This is a genomic window from Streptomyces sp. NPDC127106, assembly GCF_042677605.1.
Taxonomy (GTDB): Bacteria; Actinomycetota; Actinomycetes; order Streptomycetales; family Streptomycetaceae; genus Streptomyces.
This window is the reverse complement of record NZ_JBHXTC010000004.1, coordinates 159,950-170,948: the sequence shown is the minus strand read 5'-3', so window position 1 is coordinate 170,948 and position 10,999 is coordinate 159,950. Positions and strand designations below refer to the sequence as shown.

The following is a 10,999-nucleotide window of genomic DNA, read 5'->3' as shown; positions in this document are numbered from 1 at the left end:
GCGCCGAGGGGCTCGATCACCTGGTTCCCCCGGCGGGCGCCTGAGCGCGGCCCGCGCCGCCGGGCGGGCGGGGGGCGGTCCCCCCGGCCCGGGTCGGGGCCGCGCCGGCCGCGTGCGGGGCCCCCACGCCCACCTTCCTCACCGCGGACGAGCTCACCCGCCTGTGCGACATCGCCGAACAGCGCATGGGGGCCGACCTGCGGGCCGTCCCGCTCTCCGTCGAGGCCTCGCCCGCCACCGCGACCGCCGACCGGCTCGCCGTCCTCGCCGAGCGCGGCACCACCCGCCTCAGCCTCGGCGTCCAGAGCTTCGTCGACGAGGAGGCCCGGGCCGCCGTCCGCCCCCAGCGCCGCGCCGACGTCGAGGCCGCCCTCGGCCGGATCCGCGAGGCCCGCATCCCGGTCCTCAACATCGACCTCATCTACGGCATAGACGGCCAGACCCCCGCCACCTGGCGCAACTCCCTGGACGCCGCCCTCGCCTGGGCGCCCGAGGAGCTGTACCTCTACCCCCTCTACGTCCGCCCCCTGACCGGCCTCGCCCGCCGCACCGCCCACACCGACGGCGAGTGGGACGCGCAGCGCCTGGACCTCTACCGGCAGGGCCGGGACCACCTCCTCGCGCACGGCTACGAGCAGGTGTCGATGCGCATGTTCCGCCGCCCCGGCGCCGCCCCGCTGGGCCCCGACGACCACGCCTGCCAGACCGACGGCATGATCGGCCTGGGCTGCGGCGCCCGCTCCTACACCTCCGCCCTGCACTACTCCTTCGACTACGCCGTCGACATGGGCGAGATCCGGGCCATCATCGACGACTACACCGCCACCGCCGACTTCGGACGCGCCGGGCACGGCCGGTACGTCGACGGCGACGAGGCCCGCCGCCGCCACCTCCTGCAGTGCCTCCTCCAGGCACGGGGCATGCCGCTCGCCGGCTACCGCGAGCGCTTCGGCACGCACCCGTACGACGACTTCCCCACCGAACTCGCGGACTTCGCCGCCCGCGGCTGGCTGGAGGAGACCGGGCACCCCGACGAGCCCGCCGCGCTGCTGCGCCTCACTCCGGACGGACTCGCGCACTCCGACGCGCTCGGCCCCGCCCTCTTCTCGCCCGCCGTCCGCGCCGCCATGGCCGCCTACGCACCGAAGTAGGCAGCCCGCCCATGGACCTCACGATCCTCTACCGCGGACCGCTCGCCTCCTGCGACTACGACTGTCCGTACTGCCCCTTCGCCAAGCGCCGCGACAGCCCCGCGCAGCTGCGCGCCGACCGGGCCGCCCTCGAACGCTTCACCGCCTGGGCGGGAGCGGCCACCGACGACCGCCTGTCGCTGCTGTTCACGCCCTGGGGCGAGGGGCTGGTCCGCTCCTGGTACCGGCGCGCCCTGGTCGACCTCTCGCACCGGCCGCACGTCGAGCGCGTCGCGATCCAGACCAACCTCAGCTGCCGCACCGACTGGCTCGCCGAGGCCGACCCCGACACCCTCGCCCTGTGGTGCACGTACCACCCCGGCCAGACGCCCTACGCCCGCTTCCTCGCGAAGGTCCACGATCTCGCCGACCGGGGCGTCCGCCACAGCGTCGGCATCGTCGGCCTGCCGGAGAACCTGCCGCACGCCCGCCGGCTGCGCGCCGACCTGCCGGCACACGTCTACCTGTGGGTCAACGCCGCCGAGGGGCACACGTACACGGACGCCGAGGCCGACACCTGGACCGCCGTGGACCCCCTCTTCCCGTACAGCCGCCACCCGCACCGCTCCGCCGGCCTGCCCTGCCGCACGGGCCGGTCGGTGGTGTCGGTCGACGGCGAGGGCACCGTCCGCCGCTGCCACTTCGTCCGCGCCGAACTCGGCAACCTCTACGACGGCTCGTACCGCGCCGCGCTCGGCCCGCGCCCCTGCCCGCTGGCCGTCTGTGACTGCCACATCGGCTACGTGCACTTGGAGACGCTCCCGCTGTACGACGTCTTCGCAGGCGGTGTCCTGGAACGCATCCCCGCCCGGGAACACGGCGGTGGACGCCGCTGACGCCGGCCCGGCGACGCCCACAGCCTCCGCCCGTCGGTCGACTGCTTGACCTCAACTGCGGTTGGGTTTCTAGCGTCGTCGGTGACGACATTGGTGACGGGGGCCACGGGAAACACGGGCCGGCACGTGGTGGCCGAGCTGCTGCGCAGGGGTCAGGGGGTCCGGGCGCTGACGCGGGACCCGGTGGCTGCCGCACGGCTCCTTCCGGCCGGGGCGGAGATGGTCGCCGGGACGCACACGGAGCCGGAGCGGTTGGACGACGCGCTCAGGGGCGTCAGCCGCCTGCACATCACCGTGACGGCGGGACTCGCCGAGGTCGGGCCCGAGTTGGTGCGGCGGGCGGTCGGTGCGGGGGTCGCGGCGGCCGCACTGCTGGACGACGGGCACGCGGGCCGCGCGTACCACCTGACCGGGTACGAGGCGCTGACCCCCCGTGAGCGGATCACGTTGTTGTCGGAGGCGGTCGAACGGAAGATCGACTTCGTTGCGATCACGCACGAGCAGGCGGTCGAGCGACTGACGGCGACGGGGGTGTCCCGGGCGGACGCCGAGTACGTGGTCGGGTGGTACGCCCGGCCCACCGAGGACTCCACGACCGTCGTCGACACCGTGCAGCGGGTGACGGGCCGGACGCCACGCACCTTCGCCCAGTGGGTGAACGACCATGCCGAGCGGTTCCGTTCGCCCCGCTGAGACCGGACACCGGAAGGCTCCGCCGGGCCCTGCCCGGCCGGCGCGTCCGTGTCCCCGTCGGTGTCCGGCCCGGCGGCAGCGGTTAGGATCCTGCCATGCCGCTGACGGTGGAGGACGTGGATCTGTTCGAGCGGGCACGGGGGCGGCTGGAGGCCATCGCCTACCGCATGCTCGGCTCTGCGAGTGAGGCCGAGGACGCCGTACAGGAAACGTTCCTGCGGTGGCAGGGCGCCGACGTCGGGCGGATCGAGGTGCCCGAGGCCTGGCTGACGAAGGTGCTCACCAACGTGTGCCTGAACCAGCTCACTTCGGCCCGCGCCCGACGCGAGACCTACGTCGGCCAGTGGCTTCCCGAGCCGCTGCTCGACGGGGACCCGATGCTCGGCCCGGCCGACACCGCCGAGCAGCGGGAATCCGTCTCGTACGCGGTGCTCACGCTCATGGAGCGGCTGTCCCCCAACGAGCGGGCGGTGTACGTGCTGCGGGAGGCGTTCGACTACCCGCACCGGGAGATCGCCGAGATCCTCGACCTCACCGAGGCCGCCAGCCAGCAGATCCTGCACCGGGCCAAGAAGCACATCGCCGAGGGCAGGACGCGCACCGAGATCGACCGGGCCGCCGCCCGCCGGATCGTCGAGGAGTTCCTCGAGGCCGCCACCAGCGGGAAGACCGAGCCGCTCGTACGGCTGCTCACTTCCGACGCCATCGCGATCGGTGACGGCGGCGGGAAGGTCCCCGCCCGTGCGAAGGCGTTCGAGGGCGCCCGCGCGGTCGCGACGTTCATGCGGGGCCTGTTCAAGCCGAGTGCGGCCAAGCGCGCCCTGGTCGGCGGCTCGGCCGGGATCCACCTGGCCACCGCGAACGGCCGCCCCGCCATCGTGGCGGTCGTCGACGGTCGGGTCGTCGGCGTCACATGCCTGGAAATCACGGCCGACGGCATCACCGCGTTCCGCAGCCAGGTCAACCCCGACAAGCTCACGCGCGCGACCGAGGTGTGGGCCGCCGCCGAGCACGGAGAGCCCTTGTTCCACGCCTTCTGACCCGCTCCACTGCCGCACTCCGCTCCGACTCCGCCCCGTGTGACGTGCTTCACACTGCCGATCCGTCAGGAAACGGCGGGCTGCCCGGTTCAAGGGACGAAGCCGCGCCAGACGGCGGCGGACCCGCCAGACAGGAGCAGGAAAATGCAGCAGGGCACGCAGCAGGGCACGCAGCACCGCATCATCGTCCTCGGTGCGGGATACACGGGGGCCGCCGCGGCCGGCCGGCTCGCGAAGCGGCTCCACCGGGACGACGTCTCCATCACCCTCGTCAACGCCGAGCCCGACTTCGTCGAGCGCGTCCGGATGCACCAGCTCGCGGCCGGCCAGGACCTGAGGTCCCGACCCTTCGACGCGATGTTCGCCGGCACCGGGGTCGGGCTGCGGCTGGGAAGGGTCACCGGCGTCGACGTCGACCGCAAGACCGTCTCCCTCACCGACGCGGGCGGCGGGGCCGCGGAACTGGCGTACGACACGCTCGTGTACGCCCTCGGCAGCGGCTGGCACGACCACGGCGTCCCGGGCGCCGCCGAGCACGCCCACGAGGTCGCGAGCCGGCCCGGAGCGCTGCGGCTGCGCGAGCGACTGGCCGGCCTCGGCGCCGGGCAGCCCGTGGTCGTCGTCGGCGGCGGCCTCACCGGCCTGGAGGCCGCGACCGAGATCGCCGAGGCCCGCCCGGACCTCGACGTCGCCCTCGCCGCCCGCGGCGGCCTCGGCGACTGGCTCTCGCCCAAGGGCCGCGCACACCTGCACGAGGTCTTCCGCAGGCTCGGCATCACCGTGCACGAACACGCCGCCGTCACCGCCGTCGAGGCCGACCGCGTCACCACCGCCGACGGCACGGCCGTCCCGGCCGCGGCCACCGTGTGGACCACCGGCTTCGCGGTCCACCCGATCGCGAGCGCCACTGCCCTGGAGGTCACCGGCACCGGCCGGATCGTGGTCGACGGCACCATGCGCTCGGTCTCGCACCCGGACGTGTACGCCGTCGGCGACGCGGCCCTGGCCATGGGCCCCGGCGACAAGCCGCTGCGCATGTCCTGCGCCTCGGGCACCCCGACCGCGTGGCAGGCGGCCGACGCCATCGCGGCCCGCCTGACCGGCGGGAAGGTCCCGAACATGCCGATCCGCTACTTCAACCAGTGCATCTCGCTGGGCCGCAAGGAGGGCCTGATCCAGTACGTCACCGCCGACGACCGCGCCGTCAACGCGGCCCTGACCGGCCGGCTCGCCGCCCTGTACAAGGAGCTGATCTGCAAGGCCGCCGCTTGGGCCGTCGCCAACCCGACCGTCGGCGTGCCGGTGCGCCGCCGTCGCGTCGTGCGGGACGCGGCCGGGGCCCGGACGGCTTCGCCCGCCAGCGCGTCGGCTTGACCGCCGCCCGGCGGCTCGGTCAGTCCGGTCCCACGGTGGTCGCTTCCTGGCCGGCCCGGGGCCGGATCCGTGCCGCGAGCACGGCGACGTCGTCCTCGGCGTGGCCGGCGTCGAGGGCGAGGAGCACCCGGTCGAGCGTCTGCTGCACCCCGGTGCCCGAAGGCAGCCGCAGCCCGGCCAGCCGGGCCAGCGAGACGTCGATGTCCTCGCCGCGCCGTTCGACCAGGCCGTCCGTGAACAGCAGCAGCGTCTCCTCGCGCGTCACGGTGCGGGTGGTGAGTTCGTAGCCGCCCAGGCCGGTGCCGAGCGGCGGGCCGACCGGTACGTCGATGAGCGTGCCGGTGCCGTCGGCGCCGAAGAGGGCCGGGGGCAGGTGTCCCGCACTGGAGAACGCCGCGCTGCCGCGGGCCGGGTCGATGCGTACGAGCAGGCAGGTGGCGGGGCGGCGGGTGCCCTCGTCCGAGACCGCGGCGTCGAGCTGCCGCAGCACCCGGTGCGGAGGGAGGTCGGTGGAGGCGACGTAGCGGAGCATGGACCGGTAGGCGTTCATGTCGACCGCCGCGTCGAGTCCGTGGCCCATGACGTCGCCGATGACCAGCAGGGTGCGGCCGTAGTGCAGGCGGACGGTCTCGAACCAGTCCCCGCCCACGAGCACGCCGGTCCCGGAGGGCAGGTAGCGCGTGGCCAGGTCGAGGTTGGGGTGCGGCCGCCCGGGTTCGGCCAGCAGCGCCTGTTGGAGGTTGAGCGCGGTGCTGTGCGTGGTGCTGTGCTCCTGGGCGTGCCTGAGGTGCACGGCCGCCAGCCGGCCCGCGAAGTGCACCACGGCCGTCTCCTCGTCGGTGAAGGGTCCGCTCCCCGGCCGGTCCTCCCCGCCCCCGCCCGGGGGCGTGTCGGTGCGCACGGCCACCACGGCCCCGTACAGCCGCCCCCGCGCCACCAGGGGCACCGACAGCGCGTGCACCGTCCCCGGGCCCGGCTGCCCGGCCGCCGTCGACACGGTGATCGGGTGGCCGTCGTCCACCGCCCGGACCGACAGGCCGCGCCCGTCCTGCGGGACCGCCGCCGCCAGCAGTTCGGTCCGCCCGGCCGCCGCGACCCGGTGCAGCCCCGCCGCGGACCGCGAACCGGCCCTCGCGTGCGAGGCCGTCACGGGCTCGGGCAGCAGGTCCACCGCCGCCGCCTCGCACAGCTGCCGGCACAGGAAGACGGCCAGTTCCACGCAGGTCGTCTGCTCGTCGAGGCCGGTCCCGATGGACTCCACCGCCTGCCCGGCCCAGGTCCGCCAGTCGTGTCGGTCCTGCCGGTCTTGCTGGTCCTGCCGGTCCTGCCGGTCCTGCCGGTCCTGCCGGTCCTGCCGGTCCTGCCGGGCCGGTGCGGGCCGCTGCGCGGATCCGTCGCCGGGCAACCCACCGCCTGCGCTCAACCGCCACCTCCGTCACCGAAGCCCCGCTCGCTCCGCCATCCCAGCAGCTCAGATCCCCGGCGACGGGCATTGACACCTGTGTGCCGGTTCCGTCGCAGGGTCTGCGCCGGCTCCTGCGGCGGGGCCGCCCCCAGGACGCCGCGGGGAGGAGCGGGCACGAGGACTTGAACTTAGTTCAAGTGTGGGGGTACGGTTCTACTCGTGCCGGACTTGAACTAAGTGTAAGTCCTTGAACCGGGAGGTCCCCATGAACGCGCTCACCATCGCCGCCGCCGTCGCCCAGCTCCTCGTCGCCGCCGCCTTCCTGAGCATCCCGCTCCTGCGTCACCGCTTCGGCGCGGTCGCCAAGGCCGCGGCCGTCACCGAGCTGCAGCGCCAGGGCATCCGCCCGGAGGTGCTGGAGGAGAACAAGCTCCGCTTCGACGCCAGTGGGCACGAGTGGTGGGCGCCTGGCTCGTTCGCCGCCGTCAACATCGCGGCCGCCGCGCTCAACCTGGCCGGCAGCCCTTGGGGAACCACCCTCACCTGGATCTTCTCCTCGATCGCGTTCCTGGCCAACATCGCGATCCTGCAGAGCCAGCTGGGTGCGGTGAAGTCCGTCCGGGCGGCCTTCCGCCGCAAGGGTGACGCCGAGCTGCTGCGGGTCGACGTCCGCGCCTTCCTCCAGGCCGCAGAGGGCGCCTTCCCGGCCTGGACCCGCGTCCTGCAGAACGTCCGCCACACCGTCGTCTTCGCCGGCTCCGCCCTCGCCCTGACCGCCGCCGCCCTGATCTGAACCACCACCAGGACCACCCCCGCATCACACGTTCAAAGCGCACAGGCCGCCACCCCCTCCGCGGGGATGGCGGCCCTTCGCATGCCCGCAATCCCGGGGCTGCCACCCGGGGGCTAAGTCCGGCTCGCGGCACTCCACGACGGGCGGGCAAGCGGGCCGTGGGCGGTTCGCTGAAGATATTTCGGCCGGAGGCGAATCCTCTCCGCACCTCCCCGCCTCTTATCCGTGTACCGGCCGACCGCGCCGGCAGAACCGGGAGGAACACCTGATGGTCACTGGCCTCGTAGTGATCGGAGCCCTGCTCGTGGGCGCATGCAGCTGGCACCTGATGCGGCGTTACAAGAGCCGGGGCTGAGCAGCACATGAACCACCGCCTCGCCTGGCCGGGGGAGCAGCTGATCAAGGCCGCTCAGGACGGCGACGTCACGTCGCTCACCACCGTCGTCATGGAATCGCAGCCTCATGTGCGCAAGTTCGCCCTGTCGCTGTGCGCCTCGCCGCAGGACGCGGAGGACGCGGCGCAGGAAGCGCTGATCATCCTCTACCGGAAGATCGGCACCTTGCGGGCCACCGGCGCACTCGCCTCCTGGATGTTCCGGATCGTGCGCAACGAATGCCTCCGGCAGGTACGTCTGCTCGTCCCGCGCGGCGACGGGGCGCCGGCCGAACCGGAGACGTCCGCGGAACCGTCCGCCGAGGACGCGGTGCTGCACGGGCTGGAGGCGGAGCGGATCGCGGCTGCGGTCAGCGCCCTTCCCCGTGACCAGCGGCAGGTCCTGATCATGCGGGACGTACAGGGACTGCCCGGCAGGACCGTCGCCCGTTCGCTCGGTCTGAGCACGGCCGCGATGAAATCGCGGCTGCACAGAGCACGCGCAGCACTGCGCCACTCGCTGGCAGTTCCCGACCCGGCCGTCGACCAACCAGTCGCAGGAGACCCACGACCGTGAACACCGTGAACACCACGAACACCGCGCACACCGTGAAGCCCGCGCAGGGCGCACAGGACCGCGACCGGCCCACCGCACGGTCCGCGGCGCCCGCGCCGAACTTCGCCAGCACGTCCGTCCCGCGCCACCTGGCGCGCGGCGCCATCGGTTTCGGGCTGATCATCGGCTCGATCTCCCTGGTGCCGGTCGCCGGCCCGGCCACCCTGCTGGCGGCCCCGTTGGCCCTGATCGCCTTCCGCGGTTGCCCCACCTGCTGGATGGTCGGCCTTGCGCAGACCATCTCCCGAGGCCGTCTGGAGCGCCAGTGTGCGGACGGCGTCTGCACCCTCACCAAGGCGCACCCGGCGGCGCAGGCCGCGGGGCAGCCGACAGCCGCCAGCAACGCCCCGGCCCCTGCCCGATGACAGACTGAGGACATGGTGACGAATCAGCCGTGGACGGGGCTTCACGGTGACCTGCTGGCGGCGAAGGCCCTGGTCTTCGACCCGGGCGGCTTCGCCTGCTCGCTGCCGGTGCCCGAACCGGAGAGCGCCGAGTACGCGGCCTGCGGGTTCACGCTCGACGGCCGCTCGGTCCGGTTCCGCGTGGCCAAGACCACCCCGACCAAGGCGGGCCAGTTCGTCACCGTGTGGCAGCGGTCCGAGGAGGGGCCGATCCGCCCCTTCGACGCCGCCGACGGGGTGGACCTCTTCGTCATCGGCAGCCGCGACGACGACGGACGCGGACAGTTCGTGTTCCCGCGCGAGGTGCTGTGCGAGCGCGGCATCGTCTCCCGCAGCGGCTCCGGCGGCAAGCGCGGGTTCCGCGTCTACCCGCCGTGGGTGACCACGACGAGCCGGCAGGCGAGCAGCACCCAGACATGGCAGGTGGACTACTTCCTCCACCTCGGCGAGGACGAACCCGTCGACCTCCCGCGCGCCCGCACCCTCTACCATCCCTAGCCGCCGCCCGGTCCGCGGCATCCTCATGCCGGGCCGCGTCCGGGAAGTGGGCCCGTCTTCGACGCCCCTTCGGTCAGGCGCGGCAGCGCAGCATCTCCAGCGGCGGGTTCGCGCGGAGGTCCGCCCAGAAGTCCTCGCCGAACTCACGGATGCCGGCCTCTGAGACCTGTAGCGGAACCCACTCCACCGCACGGAACCCGGTCGCCCGCAGGCAGTCCTCGTAGACCTCGCGGCGCGGGGCCGAGCTGACGATGCTGATCGGCTGCGGGTCGAGGAGAGCCGTGACCCGCACCCGCGGGCCCGTCTCGATCTCCTCGCCGGTCGGCTCGCAGAGGAACCCGTACTCGTCCAGGGACGCGCAGTCGAACCGGTAGTCGGGCTTCTGGGCGAGTACGAAGAACTCCCCTCCCGGCACCAGGCTCCGGTGGATGTTGCGGCACATCCGCTCCATCGTCGCGATGTCCTCGGCGTAGTTGAGGCACTGCACTCCCAGCGCGACGTCGAAGCGCCGGTCGAGAGGCGGCAGCTCGGCCACGTCACCGACTTCGTAGCGCACACCCAGCGGGTCACGCTGCTCCATCTCCCGCGCGGCGGCGATCATCTCGACGGAGATGTCGACACCGAAGACGTCCGCGGCGCCGCGTCGCTTCAACTCCCTGCTGTAGAAGCCGGTGCCGCACGCCAGGTCGAGAACCGTCCTGCCGCTCACGTCCCCGACCATGCCCAGGAAGCTCGGCACCTCCCCGTAACGCATCAACGGCAGGGACTTGAACCCCTCGAACGCCTCACCGATCTCGTCGTACTGCTGCACGCTCACGTGCGCCCCCTCCGGTACGTCGTCTTCTTCCTGTACGCGGCCACGCCCCGGCCCTGCCGAATGACAGGCTGGCTCGGCGAGCCGTGGTCGTGGTGTCGTGGCAGAAAGTCTCCGCCGCCCGTGTCCGAAGGCCGTACTGGCAGATGACACGAAGAAGTGGGCCGCGCACCCTCGTATCACCCGACACCACGTCACAAACGCTGGGTGACCGGCGGATGGCCGAGGAGGGCGGTGCGGCCGCTGTGCTCCGTTCGGGCGACCGGGCAGGTGCCGAACCGTTCCGTCGAGACGCCGTCGCCTGGAGATGATGGGCAGGTCCCCTTCGTGGCCGATCCAAGCGGCCCTGCGGGTCAGCCGCGGATGAAGCCGGTCCCATGCCCGCGCTGTCGCCTTCCCGTAGCGGCGGGTGTCGGTGACGGTCACCGCCTGCTCGGTGCCCCAGGTTGGCGGGGTCGCCGAAGACGAACTCGCCGCCGTGCTTGGGCGGGCGCGCGCCCCTGGGGTCGTAGACACGGGGTGGGGTCGGCCGGCGCATCACCCGGTCCGAGCGTGTCCGTCCGAGAACTTCGACGGGCAGCTCGCTCAGGAAGTGGGCGATGCGGGGAGCGTCATATCCGGCCTCCAGCACGATCAGGATGTCATGGTCAACCGATGCCCACTGGCCGGCGGAGACTAGGCGCTCGACGACTTCGCGGACCTGGGCGATGGTCACGCCAGCGACATCGGCGCCCGGGCCGAGGCGCACGGCGTTCAGGATCGCGGTCCAGGAGGTGCGGCCGGTCTCCAGCGCGGCGACGAACGAGTACGGCCAGCCGGGGATCGTCGAACAAGGTGTCTGCCCGTCCGGTCATCGACGCGTACAGCTCCGCCCGGAAGCGTGACAGCGACGCGAGCGCCTCACACTCCGGCTCCCCACCCAGCAGACTCATCCGCACGGCCGCCGGGTGATTGACGTGCACT

10 protein-coding genes and 2 pseudogenes are annotated in these 10,999 nt (G+C 73.1%); 9 read left to right on the top strand and 3 right to left on the bottom strand.

The features are described 5' to 3' along the window. Positions 1 to 107: 107 nt before the first annotated feature. The 5 genes and pseudogenes from ACFVGY_RS06615 to ACFVGY_RS06595 form a co-directional block, all read left to right on the top strand. Positions 108 to 1,151, top strand: a pseudogene (locus ACFVGY_RS06615) (STM4012 family radical SAM protein); the annotation flags it as partial. Positions 1,152 to 1,162: 11 nt separating this feature from the next. Beyond that, positions 1,163 to 2,026 carry an STM4011 family radical SAM protein gene (locus ACFVGY_RS06610; protein ID WP_385672006.1) on the top strand — a complete coding sequence of 288 codons (864 nt, stop codon included), beginning with the start codon at positions 1,163 to 1,165 and terminating at the stop codon, positions 2,024 to 2,026. A gap of 81 nt (positions 2,027 to 2,107) precedes the next feature. Beyond that, positions 2,108 to 2,719 carry an NmrA family NAD(P)-binding protein gene (locus tag ACFVGY_RS06605; RefSeq protein WP_385672003.1) on the top strand — a complete coding sequence of 204 codons (612 nt, stop codon included), beginning with the start codon at positions 2,108 to 2,110 and terminating at the stop codon, positions 2,717 to 2,719. A 95-nt stretch (positions 2,720 to 2,814) separates the two neighbouring features. Next, complete coding sequence (locus tag ACFVGY_RS06600) at positions 2,815 to 3,759, top strand: RNA polymerase sigma-70 factor (RefSeq protein WP_385672000.1); 945 nt, start codon at positions 2,815 to 2,817, stop codon at positions 3,757 to 3,759. Positions 3,760 to 3,903: 144 nt separating this feature from the next. Then, complete coding sequence (locus ACFVGY_RS06595; protein WP_385671997.1) at positions 3,904 to 5,133, top strand: NAD(P)/FAD-dependent oxidoreductase; 1,230 nt, start codon at positions 3,904 to 3,906, stop codon at positions 5,131 to 5,133. A gap of 19 nt (positions 5,134 to 5,152) precedes the next feature. Here the strand turns inward: ACFVGY_RS06595 and ACFVGY_RS06590 are convergent, their stop codons facing one another. Continuing rightward, positions 5,153 to 6,556, bottom strand: coding sequence for a PP2C family protein-serine/threonine phosphatase (locus ACFVGY_RS06590; protein WP_385671994.1), 1,404 nt, complete (start codon positions 6,554 to 6,556; stop codon positions 5,153 to 5,155). Positions 6,557 to 6,803: 247 nt separating this feature from the next. Here ACFVGY_RS06590 and ACFVGY_RS06585 point away from each other — a divergent pair, with 247 nt between their 5' ends. The 4 genes from ACFVGY_RS06585 (at position 6,804) to ACFVGY_RS06570 (ending at position 9,222) form a co-directional block, all read left to right on the top strand. Beyond that, a complete protein-coding gene (locus ACFVGY_RS06585) occupies positions 6,804 to 7,331 on the top strand; it encodes a hypothetical protein (RefSeq protein ID WP_385671991.1) in 528 nt (175 codons plus the stop codon). A 362-nt stretch (positions 7,332 to 7,693) separates the two neighbouring features. Beyond that, complete coding sequence (locus tag ACFVGY_RS06580) at positions 7,694 to 8,281, top strand: RNA polymerase sigma factor (protein WP_385671988.1); 588 nt, start codon at positions 7,694 to 7,696, stop codon at positions 8,279 to 8,281. A 5-nt stretch (positions 8,282 to 8,286) separates the two neighbouring features. Continuing rightward, positions 8,287 to 8,685, top strand: coding sequence for a hypothetical protein (locus ACFVGY_RS06575; protein ID WP_385672255.1), 399 nt, complete (start codon positions 8,287 to 8,289; stop codon positions 8,683 to 8,685). 12 nt (positions 8,686 to 8,697) lie between these two features. Then, on the top strand, positions 8,698 to 9,222 hold the full coding sequence (locus ACFVGY_RS06570; protein WP_385671985.1) for a MepB family protein: 525 nt from the start codon (positions 8,698 to 8,700) through the stop codon (positions 9,220 to 9,222). 73 nt (positions 9,223 to 9,295) lie between these two features. On the opposite strand, the gene ACFVGY_RS06565 is transcribed toward ACFVGY_RS06570, so the two are convergent. Continuing rightward, positions 9,296 to 10,039, bottom strand: a complete 744-nt coding sequence (locus ACFVGY_RS06565) for a class I SAM-dependent methyltransferase (RefSeq protein WP_385671983.1) — start codon at positions 10,037 to 10,039, stop codon at positions 9,296 to 9,298. Between the two features lie 264 nt (positions 10,040 to 10,303). Beyond that, positions 10,304 to 10,859: pseudogene (locus tag ACFVGY_RS06560) on the bottom strand (transposase); the annotation flags it as partial. Positions 10,860 to 10,999: the final 140 nt, after the last annotated feature.

Bases quoted from the DNA above. Each gene is read 5' to 3' on its own strand.
- ACFVGY_RS06610 (WP_385672006.1), top strand. From the start codon at position 1,163: ATGGACCTCACGATCCTCTACCGCGGACCGCTCGCCTCCTGCGACTAC.
- ACFVGY_RS06600 (WP_385672000.1), top strand. From the start codon at position 2,815: ATGCCGCTGACGGTGGAGGACGTGGATCTGTTCGAGCGGGCACGGGGG.
- ACFVGY_RS06595 (WP_385671997.1), top strand. From the start codon at position 3,904: ATGCAGCAGGGCACGCAGCAGGGCACGCAGCACCGCATCATCGTCCTC.
- ACFVGY_RS06585 (WP_385671991.1), top strand. From the start codon at position 6,804: ATGAACGCGCTCACCATCGCCGCCGCCGTCGCCCAGCTCCTCGTCGCC.
- ACFVGY_RS06580 (WP_385671988.1), top strand. From the start codon at position 7,694: ATGAACCACCGCCTCGCCTGGCCGGGGGAGCAGCTGATCAAGGCCGCT.
- ACFVGY_RS06570 (WP_385671985.1), top strand. From the start codon at position 8,698: ATGGTGACGAATCAGCCGTGGACGGGGCTTCACGGTGACCTGCTGGCG.